Annotated in this window: 18 protein-coding genes; 9 read left to right on the top strand and 9 right to left on the bottom strand. The window is 64.9% G+C overall.

Annotated elements, in window-relative coordinates; genetic code table 11:
• Nucleotides 1-38 precede the first annotated feature (38 nt).
• Together BJA_RS28910 and BJA_RS28905 are read left to right on the top strand one after the other, a co-directional pair.
• Nucleotides 39-1,325 (top strand): serine hydrolase domain-containing protein, encoded by a 1,287-nt coding sequence (locus tag BJA_RS28910; protein ID WP_038967202.1) that lies wholly within the window; start codon nucleotides 39-41, stop codon nucleotides 1,323-1,325.
• 1 nt (nucleotide 1,326) lies between these two features.
• Complete coding sequence (locus BJA_RS28905; RefSeq protein WP_038967203.1) at nucleotides 1,327-2,589, top strand: serine hydrolase domain-containing protein; 1,263 nt, start codon at nucleotides 1,327-1,329, stop codon at nucleotides 2,587-2,589.
• A gap of 16 nt (nucleotides 2,590-2,605) precedes the next feature.
• On the opposite strand, the gene BJA_RS28900 is transcribed toward BJA_RS28905, so the two are convergent.
• Entirely contained in the window at nucleotides 2,606-3,673 is a 1,068-nt protein-coding gene (locus BJA_RS28900; protein ID WP_038967204.1) for a threonine aldolase family protein, read from the bottom strand.
• Here BJA_RS28900 and BJA_RS28895 point away from each other — a divergent pair.
• Nucleotides 3,672-3,989 (top strand): hypothetical protein, encoded by a 318-nt coding sequence (locus tag BJA_RS28895; RefSeq protein ID WP_157839436.1) that lies wholly within the window; start codon nucleotides 3,672-3,674, stop codon nucleotides 3,987-3,989. The genes BJA_RS28900 and BJA_RS28895 overlap by 2 nt on opposite strands.
• 19 nt (nucleotides 3,990-4,008) lie before the next feature.
• Here the strand turns inward: BJA_RS28895 and rpsD are convergent, their stop codons facing one another.
• From rpsD to murI, 5 genes are all read right to left on the bottom strand, one after another.
• Nucleotides 4,009-4,626 (bottom strand): 30S ribosomal protein S4, encoded by a 618-nt coding sequence (gene rpsD / locus BJA_RS28890; protein ID WP_011088452.1) that lies wholly within the window; start codon nucleotides 4,624-4,626, stop codon nucleotides 4,009-4,011.
• 305 nt (nucleotides 4,627-4,931) lie between these two features.
• A complete protein-coding gene (locus BJA_RS28885; RefSeq protein WP_011088451.1) occupies nucleotides 4,932-5,699 on the bottom strand; it encodes a hypothetical protein in 768 nt (255 codons plus the stop codon).
• A 105-nt stretch (nucleotides 5,700-5,804) separates the two neighbouring features.
• Nucleotides 5,805-6,188 (bottom strand): cupin domain-containing protein, encoded by a 384-nt coding sequence (locus BJA_RS28880; RefSeq protein WP_011088450.1) that lies wholly within the window; start codon nucleotides 6,186-6,188, stop codon nucleotides 5,805-5,807.
• Nucleotides 6,189-6,255: 67 nt separating this feature from the next.
• Nucleotides 6,256-7,029, bottom strand: coding sequence for an HpcH/HpaI aldolase family protein (locus tag BJA_RS28875; protein ID WP_011088449.1), 774 nt, complete (start codon nucleotides 7,027-7,029; stop codon nucleotides 6,256-6,258).
• A 61-nt stretch (nucleotides 7,030-7,090) separates the two neighbouring features.
• Nucleotides 7,091-7,888, bottom strand: coding sequence for a glutamate racemase (gene murI, locus BJA_RS28870; protein ID WP_011088448.1), 798 nt, complete (start codon nucleotides 7,886-7,888; stop codon nucleotides 7,091-7,093).
• A gap of 173 nt (nucleotides 7,889-8,061) precedes the next feature.
• On the opposite strand from murI, the gene BJA_RS28865 reads away from it, so the two are divergent.
• Nucleotides 8,062-8,613 carry a cytochrome b gene (locus BJA_RS28865; RefSeq protein WP_011088447.1) on the top strand — a complete coding sequence of 184 codons (552 nt, stop codon included), beginning with the start codon at nucleotides 8,062-8,064 and terminating at the stop codon, nucleotides 8,611-8,613.
• Between the two features lie 171 nt (nucleotides 8,614-8,784).
• Entirely contained in the window at nucleotides 8,785-9,426 is a 642-nt protein-coding gene (locus tag BJA_RS28860) for a glutathione S-transferase family protein (protein ID WP_011088446.1), read from the top strand.
• A gap of 7 nt (nucleotides 9,427-9,433) precedes the next feature.
• Here BJA_RS28860 and BJA_RS28855 read toward each other — a convergent pair whose 3' ends face one another.
• Together BJA_RS28855 and BJA_RS28850 are read right to left on the bottom strand one after the other, a co-directional pair.
• Nucleotides 9,434-10,240 (bottom strand): Crp/Fnr family transcriptional regulator, encoded by an 807-nt coding sequence (locus BJA_RS28855; protein ID WP_028173384.1) that lies wholly within the window; start codon nucleotides 10,238-10,240, stop codon nucleotides 9,434-9,436.
• A gap of 253 nt (nucleotides 10,241-10,493) precedes the next feature.
• A complete protein-coding gene (locus BJA_RS28850; RefSeq protein ID WP_011088444.1) occupies nucleotides 10,494-11,576 on the bottom strand; it encodes a SecDF P1 head subdomain-containing protein in 1,083 nt (360 codons plus the stop codon).
• A gap of 247 nt (nucleotides 11,577-11,823) precedes the next feature.
• Here BJA_RS28850 and BJA_RS28845 point away from each other — a divergent pair, with 247 nt between their 5' ends.
• From BJA_RS28845 to BJA_RS28830, 4 genes are all read left to right on the top strand, one after another.
• A complete protein-coding gene (locus tag BJA_RS28845; protein ID WP_011088443.1) occupies nucleotides 11,824-13,731 on the top strand; it encodes an acyl-CoA synthetase in 1,908 nt (635 codons plus the stop codon).
• Between the two features lie 209 nt (nucleotides 13,732-13,940).
• Nucleotides 13,941-15,743, top strand: coding sequence for a caspase family protein (locus BJA_RS28840; RefSeq protein ID WP_063921495.1), 1,803 nt, complete (start codon nucleotides 13,941-13,943; stop codon nucleotides 15,741-15,743).
• A 2-nt stretch (nucleotides 15,744-15,745) separates the two neighbouring features.
• Entirely contained in the window at nucleotides 15,746-17,596 is a 1,851-nt protein-coding gene (locus tag BJA_RS28835) for a caspase family protein (RefSeq protein WP_165448189.1), read from the top strand.
• A gap of 341 nt (nucleotides 17,597-17,937) precedes the next feature.
• The gene (locus BJA_RS28830; protein WP_011088440.1) at nucleotides 17,938-19,263 is read left to right on the top strand and encodes an LVIVD repeat-containing protein; all 1,326 of its coding nucleotides are present in this window, start codon (nucleotides 17,938-17,940) and stop codon (nucleotides 19,261-19,263) included.
• A 5-nt stretch (nucleotides 19,264-19,268) separates the two neighbouring features.
• On the opposite strand, the gene BJA_RS28825 is transcribed toward BJA_RS28830, so the two are convergent.
• Complete coding sequence (locus tag BJA_RS28825; protein ID WP_038967606.1) at nucleotides 19,269-20,630, bottom strand: ABC transporter substrate-binding protein; 1,362 nt, start codon at nucleotides 20,628-20,630, stop codon at nucleotides 19,269-19,271.
• Nucleotides 20,631-20,700 lie beyond the last annotated feature (70 nt).

Genomic DNA, 20,700 nt, shown 5'->3' with positions numbered 1-20,700 from the left:
TCAGTACACTCCGTCCAGCCATGTTCCGGGGAGGGGATATGATTTCACAGTCTGGACTGCGTGCGCTCGCCTGCGGCGCGCTGATGTCGCTTGGCGCGATGTCGTTCGCACGGGCAGAGGGCACCTACGAGATTCCGGCCGGCGCGCATTTCAATCAGGACAAGCTCGCCAAGGTCAGCGAGTTCTTCAAGAACGAGGTCGCGACCGGCAAGATCGCCGGCGCAACCGTGCTGATCCAGCAGCACGGCAAGCCGGTCTATCACGAAGCCTTCGGCGTGCAGGACGTGGTCAGCAAGGCGCCGATCACCGACAAGACGATTTTCCGCCTGTTCTCGATGAGCAAGGCGATCACGTCCGTCGTCGCGGTGCGACTGATCGAGGACGGCAAGATCAAGCTCGACGATCCTGTCTCGCAATACATCCCGTCCTTCGCCAATGTGAAGGTCGGCGTCGAGAAGAAGGCCGACGACGGCACCAAGTCGCTCGAGCTGGTGCCGCCCGCGCGGCCGATCACGGTGCTCGATTTGATGCGCCATACCTCCGGCATCACCTACGGCTTCTATGGCGACAGCCTGGTCCGCAAGGCCTATCGCGACGCCAACATCTATGCCGGCGATTTCGACCTCGCCGAGTTCGCCGAGCGCATCGCTAAGCTGCCGCTGCACAACCAGCCGGGCGCGCTCTGGCAATACGGCCACTCCACCGACATCCTGGCGCGCGTGATGGAGATCGCGGCCGGCAAGCCGCTCATCGAGATCGAGCGGGAGAAACTGCTCGATCCGCTCGGCATGGTCGATACCGGCTTCTTCGTCACGGCCCCCGAGAAGCAGAAGCTTCTGGCGCAGCCGGTGCCGAACGATGCCGATTTCCGGGTCGGCCGCATCAACGATCCGACGGTGGTCAAGAAGATCCAGTTCGCCAGCGGCGGCATGGTGACGACCATGGCCGATTACGAGCGCTTTGCGCAGATGCTGCTCAATGGCGGCAGCCTCGACGGCAAGACTATTCTCAAGCCCGAGACGTTCAAGCTGATGGTGACCGATCAGGTCGGCCCGGGCTCCGGCGTGGACCGCGACTATTTCTACTTCCCCGGCGACGGTTTTGGCTTCGGCCTCGGCCTTGCGGTCCGCACCGACCCAGGCAATGCCAAGCCGCCGCCGCCCGGCGATCTCGGGGAATTGAAGTGGGACGGCGCCTCGGGCTGCTATTTCGTGGTCGACCCCAAGCAGGACATGTTCTTCGTGCTGCTGGAGCAGACCCCGACCGAGCGCCAGCGCGTGCAGCGGACACTGAAGCAGTTGGTTTATGAAGCCATGGAGAAGTGACATGAACGGGCGCCGCGCGCTGATCGCGGCGCTCGTCGTTCTGGTCGGTGTGGTCGGCGCGAGAGCAGGCTACGAGGGGCGCCCCGCGCACAGCCTCTCGCCTGAAGGCTTGGCAAAAGTCTCCGACTACATCCGCAACGAGGTCGCGACCGGCAAGATACCCGGCGCGATCCTGCTGCTCCAGCAGCACGGCAAGCCGGTCTATTACGAGAATTTTGGCGTCCGCGACGTCGCGACCGAGATCTCGATGAGCGCGGACACGATCTTCCGCCTCTATTCGATGTCGAAGCCGATCACCTCCGTGATGGCGATGATGCTGGTCGAGGAGGGCAAGCTCGCGCTCGACGATCCCGTTTCAAAGTACATTCCGGCCTTTGCCGGCATGAAGGTCGGCGTCGAAAAGAAAGGCGAGGACGGCAAGGTCGGGCTGGCGCTGGAGCCGCTCGAACATCCGGTCACGATCAAGGATCTGATGCGTCACACCTCCGGACTGCCTTATGGCTATTACGGCGGCGGCGCGGTGCGCGAGCTCTATGCCGAGGCGAAGCTCTTCAATCGCAATCTCAGCAATGCCGACTTCGCCGCGAAGATCGCCACGCTGCCGCTGGTCGAGCAGCCGGGCACGGTGTGGGATTACGGCTTTTCCACCGACGTGCTCGGACGCGTCGTCGAGGTGATCTCGGGAAAGACGCTGCTCCAGTTCGAGAGGGAGCGGCTGCTGGGTCCGCTCGGCATGACCGAGACGGCATTCTTCGTCGCCGATCCCGCCAAGTTTCCCCGCATTGCCGAGCCGATGCCGGAGGACCGCAACATCAATCCGACGACGCAGGTCCGCGATATCAGGCGGCCGGCGACCTGGGAGTCGGGCGGTGGCGGGATGGTTGGCACCGTCGGCGACTACGCCCGTTTCGCGCAGATGCTGCTGAATGGCGGCACCTATGACGGCCGGCGCTATCTCAAGCCCGAGACCATTGCGCTGATGGCGTCGGATCATATCGGACCGGAGACCAGAATCGCGCGCGACCAGAACTATTATCCGGGCGCGTCCTCCGGCTACGGCCTCGGCTTTGCGGTGCGCACGTCCGTGCCGGCGGGTACGTCATGGCCACTCGGCGAATATCGCTGGGACGGCGTCGGCGGCACCTTCTTCTTCATCGATCCCGAAGACGATCTGTTCGGGATCTTCATGGTGCAGACCCCGTCGCAGCGCGGCCGGATCCAGCTGGCGCTGAAGACGCTGATCTATCAGGCGATGGGGCGCTGATCGCGGGCTACGGGACTTACGCCCCGCGCACGATCTCGCGCACGTATCCGATCGTTTCCTCGATCTGGCTCGCATTGACGTCGAGATGCGTGCAGGCGCGGATGCGGCCGTCCATCATCGCGAGCGTCACGCCGCGCTGGCGCAGTGCGGCGACCATCTTGTCGCCGGGGACGCCGGCGCCATCGGGCTTGAAGAACACGAGGTTGGTCTCGGGCTCCTGCACCTCGATGCCTGCGATCTGCGACAGTCCGCGGGCGAGTGCGCGCGCATGGGCATGATCGTCGGCAAGGCGATCGACGTGATGGTCGAGGGCGTAGATGCAGGCGGCGGCGCAGATTCCGGCCTGCCGCATCGAGCCGCCGAGGCGCTGCTTCCACTGCCAGACCGCGTCGATGAAGGCGCGCGAGCCGGCGAGCACGCCGCCGATCGGCGCGCCCAGGCCCTTGGAGAAGTCGATCCAGGCCGAATCCCAGCCAGCGGTCATGTCGCGCGGAGAGATGCCGCTCGCCACCGTGGCGTTGAGCAGCCGCGCGCCGTCCATGTGGGTGACGAGGCCGTGCTGCCTGGCGATCTCGACGATCTCGTCGAGTGCGGCCTTCTTCCAGATCGTGCCGCCGCCGATATTGGCGGTCTGCTCGACGCTGACGACGGTCTGCGGCGGCTGGTAGCGCGTGCGCGGGTGCAGAGCTTTCCGGAACGTCTCCGGCGTGAACTGGCCGTCGGGGCCCTTGAGCTGCGTAACCTGGAAGCCGCCGATCGCGGCATGCGCGCCGCCCTCACGGGCGATGATGTGCGCGGTCTCGTGCGCGAGAATCTCGTCGCCGGGCCGGCAATGCACCAGCGTCGCGGTGACGTTGCACATCGTGCCCGAGGGCATGTACACGGCGGCCTCCTTGCCGAGCAGATCCGCAACGCGCTCGCACAGCGCGTTCACGGTCGGATCGTCGCCGACCTGCTCGTCGCCGACCTCGGCGCGCGCCATCGCCTCGCGCATCGCAGCCGTCGGCTTGGTCTGGGTGTCCGACAGCAGATTGATGCGCACCGGCGGCGCCTTGGGATCGATCGGGGGCGGGGTGTAGAGCATGGCTGGTCTCGTCATTTCATCTAGTCGAACAATTGCGACGTACTGCGTGCATCGTTTCTCAGCCACGGGAACGTTGAGCGATGCGGTGTCGCGCGGCAAGAAGGATGTCGTCTGGCGTGTCCGCTGTGAACATATTGCAATCGGGATGAGCGAACAGCCCCCGATATCGGCAGACCTGCTGGTCGCGGGAGAGGGCCGCCCACGCCCGAATCGCCGCTTCAGTGCCGAAGGCAGAGCGTTGGCGAACTGGCCGGCCATCCGAGACATCGATGGCATGCTACCAAACAAAAAGGCCCCGGAAAACCGGGGCCTTTGAACATTGGTGTGCCGAGTTATCAGCGCGAATAGAATTCGACGACCAGATGCGGCTCCATCTGCACCGGGAACGGCACGTCGGAGAGGCCGGGGATGCGAATGTACTTCGCGGTCATCTTGCCGTGGTCGACGTCGAGATAGTCGGGGGTGTCGCGCTCGGGGAGCTGGCTGGCTTCGAGCACGTGGGCGAGCTGCTTGGAGGCTTCCTTGACCTCGACCACGTCGCCGACCTTGAGCTGGTAGCTCGAGATGTTGACCTTGCGGCCGTTCACCTTGATGTGGCCGTGGTTGATGAACTGGCGCGCGGCGAAGATCGTCGAGACGAACTTGGCGCGGTACACGACCGCGTCGAGACGACGCTCCAGGAGGCCGATCAGGTTCTCGCCGGTGTCACCCTTGAGGCGGCTCGCCTCGACATAGATGCCGTGGAACTGGCGCTCGGAAATGTTGGCGTAATAGCCCTTCAGCTTCTGCTTCGCGCGCAGCTGCACGCCGAAGTCGGAGAGCTTGCCCTTGCGGCGCTGGCCGTGCTGGCCGGGGCCGTACTCGCGGCGGTTCACGGGGCTCTTCGGGCGGCCCCAGATGTTCTGGCCCATACGGCGATCGATCTTGTACTTCGCCTCACTGCGCTTAGTCATCGCGTCCTCTTCGGTTGCATGGTTTGAGGAAACGCGCCCTCCTGTGTGACAGGCCAAAGCCCGGCACCGACAGGTCCGATCCCCAAAGCTTAAGGGATAGGACCACGGGTCGCGAAACGCTTCGCGGGCCGAAATCGGCCCGCGAGCAGGCGGCTTTTAGGGGAGTTTGGGGTTCGCTGTCAATTCTTTAGCCCGTCATTCCGGGGGGAGCGAAGCACCGAACTATGGTGCGCAATTGCGGGCCTGAGAATCTCGAGATCCGGGGCTCGGTGCTATCGCACCGCCCCGGGATGACCGCTGCGCGGTCAAGTCCCGACCACCCGGATCGGCTTCGGGCCGGCCGCCCGCAATTCGGCAGCGATTTCAGTGTTCAGGACCTGTTCCAGCCGGGTCAGGACCCGGGCCATGGGGGTGGCGTCGGTGACCCGGTGGTCCCAGCGGATCACGACATGGATGGTCTGGTCGGGCGCAACCACCCCATAGCTGACGATGAAGGGGCCGGGCGTGACGGGATGCAGCTCGCCGCCGCCATAGGCGGCCACCGAGCTCACCGCGAAGCTGCCGAACCAGTTGCCCCGCTGCCGGCCGAAATTGAGCCCGATGGCCCAGGACAGCCGCCGCAGCGGCAGCGGCAGGCGGGTCGCCCGCATGATCTTGCGGAACATGGGAACGTCGTTGATCGGCGCCGTCTTGCCGCGCCGGATCTCGGCATCGACCGCGGCCAGGGAAAGAGCCTCCGGGGCTGCGATTCGCTGCGGCAGCACGCATTCCTCGCCGTCCTCGACCCGCGCGATAGCCACCAGTGCGACGCTCTTCGGCAGCTCGTAGAGCATCGGCCAAGGCCATTTGGCGTAGACCGTGCGCAGAATCGGCTCGTCCCTGGCGACCAGGGCGAAGGCCTTGACGAACATCGCAGCCCAGCCGGCGGGCGCCATCGCGCCCGAGCGCGCCTCCAGCAGGGGGCGGATATTGAGCGAACGGGACAGCGAGACGAAGGGCACGTCCATCGACGCGCGCATCAGGTCGCAGATCAGGCGGCGCGGCAGCGAAATGGTCTTGGGCGTCCCGCGCATGGGTCTTTCGGTTCCTGCGGACTAAAATATGTGCAGCGAGCGGTCGCCCGCTCGCCGCGTGCTCTAGCACGAACCAACCCGCTTGGGGTCGGTCGGTTCGCCGCATCAGGGGGCTGGCGTCGCCAGCGGCTTGGTCTTGTCGTAGACGTAAATACCAATGATTTTCAATGATTTATCGCCGTGGGTCTTGGCGTCGTGGACGACGCCGGCCGGGATCAGATAAGAATCGCCGGCCTTCAGGTGCTTGTCAGGCTGGCCTTCGACGAGGAGATCGGCCTCGCCTTCCAGCACATAGCCGGTCTCGATCCCGGGATGGGTGTGACGGCCAGCGGCGCCGCCGGGCGGCACTTCGGCGATGGCGGTCAGGGTCGTGTAGCCGTCCGGGAAATCGGTCTTCTGGAGTGGGGTGCGCTTGATGGCGGGCTGCTGGGCGAAGGCCGCAAAGGCAAGGCCTGCGAAGGACAGAGCGAGCAAAGTCTTTTTGAGCATTATTTCCTCCCTGGAAGGGCCGACCCTAGCAGCGCGGCAGTTCCCGGCAAGGTGGCAATCGGCCTGTTCAGCGCCTGATGCCCTCGAACGCCGCCATGATGCCGCGCTGGAACAGCGACCAGTCGAAGCCGAGCGCGATGGCGCGGTAGCCACGGTCGACCAGGGCGTTGGCCTGGTCGGCGGTGCGGGCGACGCCGCCGATCGGCACGCCGCTTCTGAGGATGCCGGCCTCGGCGCGCGCGACCAGCTCCAAGAGCTCCGGATCGTCCATCTGGCCGCGCTTGTTGATGGAGGTGGCGAGATCGCCGGGGCCGATCACCGCGACGTCGATGCCGGGGGTGGCCATGATCTCGTCGATGCGGTTGACGGCGTCGACATGCTCGATGGTGATCATGCAGATCATCTCGTCGTCGGCGCCGGCCATGTAGTCCGGCATCGACTGGCCCCAGCGGAATGGCGCGTGGAAGGGACCCCAGAGACGATCGCCGCGCGGCGGATAGCGTACGCTGCGCACCGCTTTCTCCGCCTCGCTGCGGTTCGTGATCATCGGAAAATTGATGCCGAAGGCGCCGATGTCCATCGGCGCTTTCGCAAGCCACGGTTCGTTCGCCGCGATCCGCACCAGCGGCGTGCACGGCGTGCCGGTCGTGGCGGCGATCATCGCATGCGCTTCGGTGAGGCCGATCGGCCCGTGCTCGAGATCGACGATGATCCAGTCGAGCGAGCGCGCCATGATCTGCACGGTCTGCACGCTCGGGATGGTCGCGATGGCGCCGAAGGCGGGGCGGCCCTCGCGCCACAATTGGCGGAGACGGTTGAGCGGCGTGGTCTGGACCGACATGAGAAAACCTGCGCGGAGATGACGACGGCGAAGCCTAGCAGCGCGTCGTTGGCGCGGAAAGTCAGGCCAGCGCGCGGCCGCCGAAGAACGGCGTCAGCGTGGCCGAAAGGTCATGCACACGGTTCGAGGTGAAGATCATTTCGGCGCCGGACTGCATGATGCCGCCGATAGCCGGGCCGAGCAGATCCGATACGCGGCGGGCGATGGCGGGTGCCGGGTCGATCCAGTCCACCGGCCAGGGCGCGAGCCTGGTCAGCCGGTCGAGCAGGAGCGGATAATGCGTGCACGCCAGCACCACCGTGTCGGTACGCGCGCCTGCGTCGGCGGCATCGCCGACGAAGCAGGGGGTGAGCTCGGCAAGGATGTCGTCGTCGCTGATCGGATGGCCGCCGAGTGCGCGTTCGGCGAGCGAGGCGAGTTCGGGCGAGCCGACCAGCGTCACCTCGCATCCCTGCGCGAAGTCGCGGATCAGCGCCTTGGTGTATTCGCGCTTCACCGTGCCCTTGGTGCCGAGCACCGAGACTCGCCGGCTCTTCGACTGCGCACAGGCCGGCTTGATCGCCGGCACCGTGCCGACGAAGGGCAGGGAATAAGCGGTGCGCAGGTGCGATAGGACCAGGGTGGACGCCGTGTTGCAGGCGATGACGACGAGGTCCGGATCATGGGTGCCGATCAGTTCCCCCATCAGCGGCACGACACGGGCGATGATCTCGTCCTCGCTGTGGTGGCCGTAGGGGAAGAAGGCGTCGTCGGCGACGTAGACGTAATGCGCGTCCGGGCGCGTGGCCACGACCTCACGGAGCACCGTGAGCCCGCCAAGGCCGGAATCGAACACCAGGATCGTCGGGGAATTGGTCACGTCGTTACCTTAAAGCGTCTTGGTTACCATTCGGTTTTTGGGGCGGTTTTGCGGCGGTGGCACCTGGGGCCAATTTTGAACGATTCAATTTCGCGATTGCCGCATGTTCCCGCTATCAGCACGGGTGTTGCACTGCGGACGGGGACATATCCGCAGAATTCCGGGGAGCCGACATGATCAGAAACACCAGTAACGGCTGGGGCAGCGTTTCCCGCTGGCTGCACTGGATTTTGGCGCTGACGATCATCGGTATGATCGGCTTCGGCTGGTGGATGAACCACATCCCGGCGCGGCCCGACCGTTTCTTCTACCGCTCGATCCATGCCGATATCGGCTATGTGATCCTGCTGCTCACGGTGCTGCGCCTGGTCTGGCGCGTCGTCAACCCGACGCCGGCGTTGCCGGCCGACAGCCAGCCCTGGCAGAGGCTGGCCGCCCGCATCAGCCATGGCGCGCTGTATCTCGCCGTGATCGCGGTCATCGTGCTCGGCTGGGCGCATTCCGGCGCGCACGCGCCCGATTATTCGGACTTCTTCGGCCTGTTTCACGTGCCGCAATTCACTTCTCCCGACCGTGCGGCGGCGAACGCCTATGAGGACCGCCACATCCTCTTTGCCTATGTGCTGCTCGCCCTGATCGCGGTTCACGTCGTCGCCGCCCTCTGGCACCACTTCATCCGCCGCGACCGTGTCGTGACGCGGATGGTGGCGGACGAGGCGGGGTAGGGCTTTCCCAAACGCGTTGCTCGCAATCCCGTCATCCCCGCGCAACCGCGAAGCGGTTGTCGCTGGAGGCGCGAGGCTTGCGATGCGCACGCATCGCAAGCGGAGCCTCGATGGGTGACGGCGATGCTATGATGCGGCATCACGATCCATCCCACGGCCGCAGGAGGCGCCATGCTCACCGTCCATCATCTCGGCAAGTCGCAGTCCGAGCGCATCGTCTGGCTGTGCGAGGAGCTCGAAATCCCCTATGAGCTCAAGCGCTACGCTCGCGATTCCGTCACCATGCTGGCGCCTCCCGACTACAAGGCGCTGCACCCGATCGGAGCGGCGCCCGTCATCACCGACGGCGATCTCGTGCTCGCCGAATCCGGCGCGATCGTCGATTACATCATGGCCAGATACGGCAATGGGCGCCTCGTGCTCCGCCCGGACGACCCTGATTTCGCGCAGTTTTTATACTGGTTTCACTTCGCCAACGGCACGCTGCAAGCCGGCATGGGCCGCTTGATGATCCTGAACCGGCTCAGGCCCGCCGGGGACAATCCGATGCTGGTCGCGACCAGAGGGCGCGTCGACCGCGCCTTCGATCTGGTCGATGCGCGGGTTCGTGACGCCGAATATCTCGCCGGCAACACCTTCACCACCGCCGACATCATGATGGGCTTTTCGCTGACCACGATGCGCTACTTCCAGCCCTATGATCTCCAGCGTTGTCCGAACGTGGTGAAATATCTCGGCCGCATCGGTGCGCGGCCGGCCTACCGGCGCGCGATGGAGAAGGGCGATCCCGGCATGGCGCTGCTGCTGAGCTGAGCGGCGGTCACGCGATCCTGTTCGTCGTCGCCGCCCGTTCCGTGGCGAGCTGCTTCTGCAAGCGATCGATGTTTTGCAGCAGGCGCTGGCTGGTCAGCACCAGGAAGTAGTAGCCGAACTGCGGATCCTGGAAGTAGATCTCGAGCAGCCGGTCATAGGTGATCGTCAGCACCTGGCCGTCTTCGACGCATTCGATCGTTCCGGTGCGCCGGTTGTCCGGCGTCAGGAAGCCGAGCTCTCCCATGAGAGCTCCGGGCCCGATCTCGACATTGATCTCCTTGACCAGGAATTTTCCGGTGACCGTAAGGAGCATCTCCTTGGCCGGATCGCCCAGTTTGAACAGCGTGTCGCCGCGGCGATATTTGCGCTCGGTCATGAACGGCTTGAGCCACTCGATCGACATGTCGCCTTCGGCCGCATGTCGCGCCTTCTTGACCAGCTTGAGCATCTGCCGCAGGCGAAGAGCGTTGATCGGAAGCAGCAGCAGATAGAGCAGGAAGGTCGAGACGTTGGCGGAGAGCGCGCCGAACACGGCGAAGAATGCACAGCCGACCATGTTGGCGACGCGCAGGGGCACCATGGTCCGCATCAGGAGGGTGGCGACGAAGAAGCCGGCGCCGACCGCGGCGAACAGATTGGCCAGGGTGATGTTCTGGACAAAGATCTCCAGCATCCGATTGAAGATCGCGTCGTAGGTGACGTTGTTGGGATCGAGGCCCATCTGGACCAGGATCTTCGCGATCCTGAGGTTGTCCGTCGCCGCATCGAGAATGCGGTCGAGGATCGACGAAATGTCTGCGCTGCCGGACGGCATGGTACTAACCCCGCGTAAGGCCTTCAGTCCTGGTCGGTATTCGTATAGCCGAAATCGAATGACGACCGCTTGAATGGAGCCTTCGGCCGTCATGCCGCAAGAGGCAAATTTTAGCCTGATCGTGCGTTTCGGCAATTGCCCGTTGGTTGCGCGTATCGCCGTGGCGGACCTGTGATTCGGCCCCGGGGCGCGGACTTCGGCGCCGTTGACCGACCTGAGGCCCCCGACGAGGGGGCGTGAGGCGATCTTCGCCCTATGGCTTGCTGGCGGGCTGGATCACCTGCTGCTCGACCAGGCCGAGGTGCCCCGGCAGCGAGCCGGCGCGCAGCATCATGGCGACGCTGCTTGCTTCCTCCAGGGTGAAATTGCCGGAGATCTGGCCCGAGCCGCCGGTGATGGGCTCGCGGATCACGGGAGCGGAGATCACCCTGTCGTCGAGCACGATAGCGAAGGGTCTTCCGACGTTCTCTGCGGTGATGTGGGCGAAGCGCCGCGTGCCGCGGCCGTTGAAGCGGAACGAGGCGATCGGGTCCTTCGTGCCGCTCGCAAAGCCGGGACCGGCATAGCTGATGTCGTCGCCGTCGAGCGCGCTCTCCTTGGCAACCAGATAGGGCTGCTTGTCCTTGAAACCGAGCAGGACTTCCGTGCCCGCGGGCGGCGCACCGGATTGGGCCTGCTCCGCCGGCATCGAGAGGTCGACCAGGCGGAGGCTGACCTTGACCTTGGTGGCGAAGATCCTGGTCACCTGTTCGGGCTCCATCATGCCGGGCAGGAAGATGCGGATGCGGTCCGTGCCGTCAGGCTGGACGCTGGCGAGCCTGATGCCGGCATCCTTGAGGCGCTGCTCGATCATGGCGATGGCGTCTTCGACGAGATCGCGCAGCCGCGCGGCGGATGCTGCATCGGTGGGCGCGAGCCGGACCAGTCCGTCGCCGCCGTCGGTCATGGCGAGCGCATGCGATGGCAATCCCTCCGCGGCTGAGGCGAGCTTGCGCTTCAGCTCTTCGCGGCCCTTGGCGTCGGCGATCTTCAATTCGACGCCGCCGTCGCGGATCGCAAGACCGGAGAAGGCGATCTTGCCCTCGCGCAACGTCTTGTAGACGTCGTCGCGCAAATCCGTGACGACGCTCTCGCGCAAGCCGTCGGTGTCCACCTTGTAGATGATGCGCGAGCCGCCCAGCTTCTCCATCTTGTCCGCGATGAAGGCCGTGATCTTGGCGCGCATCTTGTCGAGCTGGCTGTCCTCGGCGAGCCCCGCGCGGGGCAGCGCGATCGCCGCTGCGATGGCGAGCGCAATAATAAGCCGTCCGATGCGATCCCGCAGGGGCATAGTCATGATGACCTCAAGTCTTGCGGCAGGACGCTGGCAGGCGAATCCTGTGCATGTTCTTGGTCCCCGGATCGGGCGCGGAGGTTCAAATTCCGTCTGGATGAGCCCTGTCGCTGCAGCCGTTAGGCAATGGACGAACGGCAAATCATCCCTCATTGTGTTGGCGCTCGACCGGCCATCGGTCGAGGCCTCGCCGACAAAAATGTCAAAAGACAGGAGGCGGGGAAATGCACCTGAGGGAGGACGGAATTCCATGGCGGGCATCCACGCGCTCGATCGGCTGATTGGCAACGACTATCCGGACCTGGCGACTGACGAAGAGGTCCGGGCCTTCGAGCAGGTCCCCTACGCGGATCGCGTCGCGGCCGAGAGCACCTATGACGCGATCAGGTTAGGTGCTGCGCGCAATCCCGACGGCGCAGCGATCCAGTTCCTGCAAAACGCCGATCCGGCCGATACGCCGGTTGTGGTCACGTACCGCGACTTCGTGGCGCGCGTCACGCAGGCCGCCAACGTGTTTCACGCGCTCGGCGCGGAGAAGGGCGACGTCATCAGCTTCATGCTGCCGCTGGTGCCCGACGCCTTCGTGACGCTGTTCGGCGCGGAAGCTGCCGGCATCGCCAATCCCGTCAATCCGCTGCTCGAGCCGCACCAGATCGCGGAAATCCTGGAGGCCGCGAACACGAAGATCCTGGTGGCGCTCGGGCCGATGCCCGGCACCGACATCTGGCAGAAGGTCGAGCAGATCCGCCCGCAGCTCAAGCATCTCAAGGCGATCGTGCAGGTGTTCGGTGGCGGCGACCCGGCGAACGGTGTGTTTGCTTTCAACGATTTGATCAAGCAGCAGCCGTCCGACCGGCTGATCAGCGGACGCAAGATTCTCGGCAGCGATATCGCCGCTTATTTCCATACCGGCGGCACCACCGGTACGCCGAAGCTGGTGCGGCACACCCACGCCAACCAAGTCTACCAGGCGTGGGCGCTCAACCTGCTGCTGAAGTCGAAGCCCGGTGCCAACCTGTTGTTCGGCATGCCGTTGTTTCACGTCGGCGGATCGCTGACGCAGGTGCTTCTGATGCTGTCGAGCGGCGGCTCGCTGGTCGTGCTGTCGCCGAGCGGCTGGCGCAATCCGAATGCGGTGAAGAACATTTGGGGGCTGGTCGAGCGCTTCAAGCCCGAGGCGCTGTCGAGCGTGCCGACGGTGCTCGCCGCGACGCTGGCGGTGCCGCCGGGCAATGCCGACATCTCCAGCCTGAAATATGCTGCCGGCGGCGGCTCGGCGATCCCCGTCGCCGTCGGCTCGGCGATTCAGGACAAACTGAAGCTGCCGGTGGTCGAAGTCTACGGCATGACCGAGACCTCGAGCGTGCACACGCTCGCTTATCCGTCACGGCCGATCCGGCTCGGTTCGGTCGGCCTGCCCATGCCCTATGCGCGCGTGCGCATCGTGCAGCTCGATGCCGACGGCCGCCTGATCCGCGACTGCGCGCCGGACGAGATCGGTGTCGTGATCATGGCGGGGCCCGGCGTGTTCGGCGGCTATCTCAACGACGAGCACAACAAGGGCGCCTTCGTCGACGAGGTCTGGGTCAATTCCGGCGATCTCGGCCGGCTGGACGCCGACGGCTATCTCTGGATCACCGGTCGCGCCAAGGATCTCGTCATCCGCGGCGGCCACAACATCGATCCGGCGCCGATCGAGGAGATCATGTTCCGCCATCCCGCCGTTGGCTTCGCCGCGGTGGTCGGCCAGCCCGACGCCTATGCCGGCGAACTGCCGGTCGGTTACGTGCAGTTGAAACCGGGTGCCAAGGTCGAGCCGGGCGAGCTTGAGGCGTGGGTGCGCGAGCGCACGCCGGAGCGCGCCGCCGTGCCGGTGCAGGTCATCCCGATCGATCCGATGCCGGTCACGGGGGTCGGCAAGGTGTTCAAGCCGCAGCTGCGCTGGGACGCGGCCGAGCGCGTGTTCACGAAGGTGCTGGCGCCGCTCGCTGCGCGCGGCATCGACTGCAAGGTCAGGGTCGGCGCTCATGGCAGCCACGGCTCGATCGCCACCGTGACGCTGGCGGGCCTGCCGGCCGACCAGCGCGAGGCGGTCGCGGGCGAGGTGCGCACCCTGCTCGCGCCGTTCGTGATGCGGCACGAGGTGGTGCAGGTGTAGCAGGCCCAAACGCAGTCCGGCGTCGGTCTGACCGCGCCGGAAGGGCGACGCTCCCCCGCTCGATCATGAAGGTCGTTCGAGCCCCTGTGTGACTAATGTCACATATGGAAGAATTGGCATTCGGCCATACTCCGAATAGTCTCATGGAATTGCATCCGGGGGGACGCAAAGTGATTCCGCTTCGGCTATTTGCTTTGTTGATATTTGCGATGGGCCTAGCCTGCGGACCGGCGCATGCCGACCGGCGGGTCGCGCTGATCATTGGTAATTCCGCCTACAAGAGCGCGCCGAAGCTCGGCAATCCCGTGAACGATGCCACCTTGGTTGGCGGCATGTTCAAGAAAGCCGGCTTCGATTCCGTGGACGTCAGGCTTGATCTCAGCGCCAGCGAGATGCGGCGCATGCTGCGAGAGTTCGCCGGCAGGGCGCGCGACGCGGACATGGCGGTGATCTACTATGCCGGCCACGGCATCGAGCTCGACGGCAACAACTATCTCATTCCGACGGATGCGACACTGGAGACCGATGGCGACGTTCTCGACGAGACTATCCCGGTCGAGCGTGCGCTGTTCGCGGTCGAGCCGGCCAAGCAGCTCCGTCTCATCATCCTCGACGCCTGCCGCGACAACCCCTTCTCAAAGACCATGAAGCGCACGCTGGCCTCGCGCGCGATCGGACGCGGCCTGGCCAAGGTCGAGCCGACCAGTCCCAACACCATGATTGCCTTCGCGGCCAAGGCCGGCTCGACCGCGTCCGACGGCGACTCCCGAAACAGCCCGTTCGCCACCGCGTTGGTCGAGCACCTGCCGAAGCCGGGCCTTGATCTGCGCAAGGCCTTCGGCTTCGTGCGCGATGACGTGCTCAAGGCTACCAGCTACAAGCAGGAGCCTTATGTCTACGGCTCGCTCGGCGGCGACGACGTGCCGCTGGTCCCGACGCGCCCGATTGCGACCGGTCCACAGGCCAATCCGCAGGATGCCGTGCGCCGGGACTACGAGCTCGCGCTCCAGCTCGCCACGCGTGATGGCTGGGAAGCGTTTCTGGCGCAATATCCCGACGGATTCTATTCCAACCTTGCCAAGGGCCAGTTGAACAAGATCGCCGCCGAAGAGACGCGCGCGGCGGCCGAGCAAAAGGCCAAGGCGGCGGAGCAGGAGAAGACAAGGCTCATTGCCGAGCGCGCCCAGAAGGCCGAGCAGGAGAAGGCGGTCGCGGCGGCCAAGGCCGCCGAAGAGGCGCGGGTTGCCGCAGAGAAGCAGAAGCAGATCGAGCAGGCGCGGGCCGAGGCCGCCGAGCAGCAGCGCAAGGTCGCCGAGGCAGCAGCCGCGAAAGCACTGGCCGAGAAGCAGGCCGCGGAAAAGGCGAAGGCCGAGCTCGCGGCCAAACAGGCCGCCGAGAAGGCGGAGCAGCCCGCTAAGCCGACGGCTGATCGTCAGATACCAGAGGCGGAGCAAAAAGTTGCCGCCCTTTCGCCCGCGCCCGCATCCACATTGTCGGCGGCCGATCTGGCAAAATCCGTGCAAAGCGAGTTGCGCCGCGTCGGCTGCCTGTCCGCCGCTGCCGATGGCGACTGGACCGCCACCTCGCAGCGCTCGCTGACGCTGTTCAACAAATATGCCGGCACCCAGTTCGACGCGAAACTTGCGAGCGTCGACGCACTCGATGCGCTCAAGGCGAAGCCAGGACGAGTTTGTCCGCTGGTGTGCAATTTCGGTTTCAAGGCCGACGGCGATCAATGCGTGAAGATCACCTGCCGCGCCGGCTATCGCGTCGGTGACGACAACGAATGCGAGAAGATCCCGGAGAAGAAGCCGGTCGCGACGCGGGAGGATTCGAGGAGGCGGGACGCGGATCGAAAGCAAACGGAGGCCGCCCCGTCGGCGCCGCAGGCTTCAGGACAGATGATCTGCAATAACGCCGGATGCAGGCCGATTGCGAAGGGATGCCGGCTCGGAACGACCAATCATCCAGCCACTCCTACGATCAAGATACCCGCCGAAATATGCAACTGATGATGAAGCATACTCTTCGGGCCTGCTCCCTCGCGCTCGGAGCTCTTGCTTATTTTGCTTTCTGCTGCAGCCCGGCGCTGGCCGAGAAACGCGTCGCGCTCGTGATGGGCAATTCCGCGTACAAGAACACGCTGCGGCTCACCAATCCGGTGAACGATGCTGCCCTGATCGGCGACATGTTCAAGAAGGCCGGCTTCGATGCGGTCGACGTCAAAACAGACCTGAACGCTTCCGAGATGCGGCGGGCGCTCCGTGAGTTTGCCGGAAGGGTCCGCGACGCCGACATGGCGGTGATCTATTACGCCGGCCACGGCATCGAGCTCGACGGCACCAACTACCTGATCCCGACCGATGCCGCTCTTGAGACCGACGCCGACGTCTACGACGAGGCGTTGCCGATCGATCGCGTGCTGGTGAGCATCGAGCCTGCCAAACAGCTTCGGCTCGTCATCCTCGATGCGTGTCGCGACAACCCCTTCGCCAAGACGATGAAGCGGACGGTCGCCTCTCGGGCGATTGGCCGCGGGCTCGCCAAGGTCGAGCCGACCAGCCCCAACACCATGATCGCCTTCGCGGCCAAGGCCGGATCGACGGCGTCCGACGGAGATTCCAGAAACAGCCCGTTCGCCACGGCGCTTGCAGACCACCTTCCAAAGCCCGGCCTGGACCTGCGCAAGGCGTTCGGCTTCGTGCGCGATGATGTGCTGAGGAGCACCGCGAACAAGCAGGAACCCTTCGTGTATGGCTCGCTGGGCGGCGATGACGTGCCGCTGGTTCCTGCCAAGCCGGCCGCAACCGGTCCGCAGGCAAATCCGCAGTCTGAGCTCAGGCGCGACTATGAACTCGCGCTTCAGCTCGGCACGCGGGATGGCTGGGAAGCATTCCTGGCGCAATATCCGGAGGGCTTCTACGCGAATCTGGCCAAGGGCCAGCTGAACAAGATCGGCGCCGAAGAGACGCGCGCGGCAGCTGAACAAAAGGCCAGAACGGCCGAGCAGGAAAAGGCGCGGCTGATTGCCGAGCGCGCCCAGAAGGCCGAGCAGGAGAAGGCGGCCGCGGCGGCCAAGGCCGCCGAAGAGGCGCGGATCGCGGCGGAAAAGAAAAAGGAGATCGAGCAGGCGAGGGCTGAAGCGGCCGAACGCGAGCGCAAGGTGGCCGAGGCGGCGGCCGCGAAAGCGCTGGCCGAGAAGCAGGCCGCGGAGAAGGTCAAGGCCGAGCTCGCCGCGAAGCAGGCCGCCGAGAAGGCGGAGCAGGCCGCAAGGCCGGCGGCCGATCGGCAGATGCCCGAGGCCGAGCAAAAACTTGCGACGCTTTCGCCCGCGCCGACATCGACATTGTCGGCGGCCGATCTGACGAAGTCGGTGCAAAGCGAATTGCGCCGCGTCGGCTGCCTGTCCGGCGCCGCGGAGGGCGACTGGAGCGCCACGTCGCAGCGCTCGCTGGCACTGTTCAACAAATACGCCGGCACCCAGTTCGACGCGAAACTTGCGAGCGTCGACGCACTCGATGCGCTCAAGGCGAAGCCGGGACGAGTTTGTCCGCTGGTGTGCAATTTCGGTTTCAAGGCCGACGGCGATCAATGCGTGAAGATCACCTGCCGCGCCGGCTATCGCGTCGGCGACGACAACGAATGCGAGAAGATCCCGGAGAAGAAGCCGGTCGCGACGCGAGAGGATTCGAGGAAGCGCGACCAAGGCCGGAAGGAAGCGGAATCTGCTGCCCCAAAGTCGCAAGCCTCGGGACAGATGATCTGCACTTCTACTGGATGCAGGCCGGTTTCCAAGGGGTGTCGCATTGAGCGAGATCCAAGGCCGGGTAGCGCCGGCATGTCACAAGTGGAGGTGTGCCATTGAACGGTAGCAGGAGGGGAGGCTAACGACACTCTTTTCGTTCTGTGCGTCTGACTGGTTCTATTCCGCGCATCACGGTCCGCGGGTGATTGCGTGAATAGCATTCGATCTGTTTGTGCATTGATGTTTGCAGCTTTCTTCGCCTGCGCGCCCGCGCAGGCCGAGAAGCGCGTTGCGCTCGTCATCGGCAATTCCGCCTATAAGAGCGCGCCGGCACCGCTGATGCGAGCTCAGTGATGGCTGGCCGGACCAGAGAAGTCCGCGATTGAGGTGAGGGCGGACCGCGAGGCTTGCATGCCTCGCCGCAAGCGCGCATCATCCCCCAAAAAACTGGGGGGAAATCGATGCGCCAGTTCTCTCGCCGCCGTCACCTTCAGCAATTGTCGGGCGTGTTCGGATCTGCCGCGCTGTCCGGGTGGTCGAGGTCCGCATGGGCTTCAGAGGCGGAGATTCCGCTCGAAGGTATCGGCAAAGGCATCCAGCACATCTCCTACAGCGACATCGGCGGCCGGCCTGACAGCGTGCAGGTGATGTTCAACCGGCAACACGTCTATGTCGGGCATATGTTCAGCGACGGCGTGACGATCCTGGATGCGACGGATCCGCGTGCGCTGAAGCCGGTCAGTTTCTTCACCGCGGGGCAATACACCCGCACCCATCATTTGCAGGCGGCAGAGGACCTGCTGCTGGTTGCGAACGGCGCCAACATCGTCGCGATGCAGTCCTACGACAACATGCGCGGCTATTTCGAGAACACGCTGGTCGACAGCATCACCAAGGCGAAGAAATTCCGCTGCGGCCTCTCGATCCACGACATCTCGAAGCCGAACGAGATGCGCGAGATCGCGTTCCTCGAAATGCCCGGCTTCGGCATCAACCGGCTATGGTGGCCGGGTGGCCGCTATGCCTATGTGTCGGCGCATTTCGACGGGTTCACCGACCACATCCTGTGCGTGGTCGATCTCAAGACCATCACGAAGCCGGAGATCGTCGCGAAATGGTGGCTGCCGGGCATGAACCGCGCGGCCGGCGAGCCGGCGACGCCCAAGGGCAAGCGCTTCGCGCTGCATCACATGATCACGGCGGGTGATCGCGGCTACGCCGCCTGGCGCGATGGCGGCTTCACCATCCACGACATCAGCGATCCCGCAAATCCAAAGCTGTTGTCCCACATCAACTGGTCGCCTCCCTTCGCCGGCGGCACGCATACGCCGCTGCCGCTGCCCAAGAGACAGCTCGCGATCGTCGCGGACGAAGCCAATGCGGAGAAATGCGCCAAGGGCCTGTTCCACACATTCGTTCTCGACGTGCGCGCGCCGGAGAATCCGGTGCCGATCGCAACCCTGCCGACCCCGCGCGACCGTGATTTCTGCACGAACGGCACCTTCGGCCCGCATAATCTGCACGAGAACCGTCCGGGCTCGTTCCAGAGCGAGGAGACGATTTTCGCGACCTACAACAATGCCGGCGTCAGGGTGTTCGACGTCAAGGACGCCTTCGCGCCGAAGGAGATCGCGTACTGGGTGCCGCCGACGCCGAAGAAGCTTGTCGACCCGCGCCCGAACATCGGGCTCGCAGCCAAGACCTGCGACGCCTATGTCCGGCCCGACGGGCTGATGTTCGTCTCCGACTGGAACGCCGGCATGCACGTGCTGCAATATCAGGGATGAGGTGGCTACCCTCGGATCGCCGCATTGGCCCTTTCGGCAGCGCCCGTCATCGCATCCTTCGCCGATTTCGCGCCGTTGACCACTTCATTCACGCCGATCATGAAGGCGTCCAGGATCAGTCTCGATTGCGGATGGAAAAGAACTGCCTTGGCGCGGTCGACGTCGGCATTCTGCAAGTTTGTCAGCGCCGCCTCGGCGGCCTGCGGGCCGAACGCCTTCTTGAAGCCCTCGCTCGACCAGGCCGACACGCGTGTCGTCGCCAGCCCCGCTGCGGCGGTCCGCAGCGAGGTCGCCTTGCTCGTCGCCCAGAGCAGGAACAGGAAAGCCGCCCGCTTGTTTCGAGATCTGGAATTGATGCACGCCTGCCAGTGGGACATGAAGGGGACGGGTCCGCGACCGGCGAGATGCGGAAAGGTTGCAAACCCGGCCTGGTTGGCGACGCGGCTTTTCGCGGGATTGGAGATGTCGGTCGCGAAGTTGCTGCTGTCGATCGCCATGGCCGTCCGCCCCTGCAGGAAGTCGTCCAGCACGTGGTACCATTCGTAGCTGCCGACGCCGGCGGGCCCGGCCTGACCGAGCAGCTGTCCGTACATCTCGACGGCCGCGATCCCCTCCGGGCTCGCGAAAGCGACCCTGTTGTGCTCGACCATGGCCCCGCCGTAGGAGAACAGGAAGCCCATGGCCGGCGGGGAGGAATTGCCGCTGGCCTGAGCCCGCATCGCGATCCCCGACATCCCGTTGGTCTTGACCGCCTTGGCGGTGACGAGCAACTCCTCAAAAGTCTGGGGAACCGGCAGGTCCTTGGCCGACAGCGCATCGCTGTTGATGAACAGGGTCATTGCCTCCGAGGTAATCGGGACGGCGTACCGTTCGCCGTCCGACCACAGCGGGAAGGCTCGGGCCGTCTTGAGCAGGTCGTTCTCGTCATACCAGGCGGGGTCGGTCAGCGACCTCTGGGAATAATACCCGTTCAGCGGCTCCACCCATCCGTTCGAGATACCCTGGCCATAGGTCGTGAACATGAAGACGTCGGGCGTGCTACTGCCGCGAGCGAGCCTGATCGGCAGCGCGCCGAGGTAGCTGGTCTCCAGCTGGAAATCGATGGTGACGTTGATGCCGGTGAGTATGGTGAACTCCGGCAACAGCGGCGTGATCGCATTCGACCACGGATGGATCGCGCCCGAAAGCGCGATCGTCTGTCCCGTAAATTGCTTCCAGTCGATCGCGGCGTTGGCGTAAGCCGCAGCGGTATCCTCGGCAAAGCTCCAGCGCGGCAGCGCGGTCAGGCTCGCGCCAGCCGCCCCCAGTCCCTTGATGAAACTGCGCCGGCTCGCCGGATGGCTCAGTGAGTTTTCACCCTGTGCCATGATGATGCTCCTTGAATCGACCAAGGGCATTCATCCATAGCACACGCACGGGGCCGCAGCCCTGCGACAT

This window comes from Bradyrhizobium diazoefficiens USDA 110 (assembly GCF_000011365.1).
Classification (GTDB): domain Bacteria; phylum Pseudomonadota; class Alphaproteobacteria; order Rhizobiales; family Xanthobacteraceae; genus Bradyrhizobium; species Bradyrhizobium diazoefficiens.
This window is presented reverse-complemented; position numbering and strand designations above follow the sequence as displayed.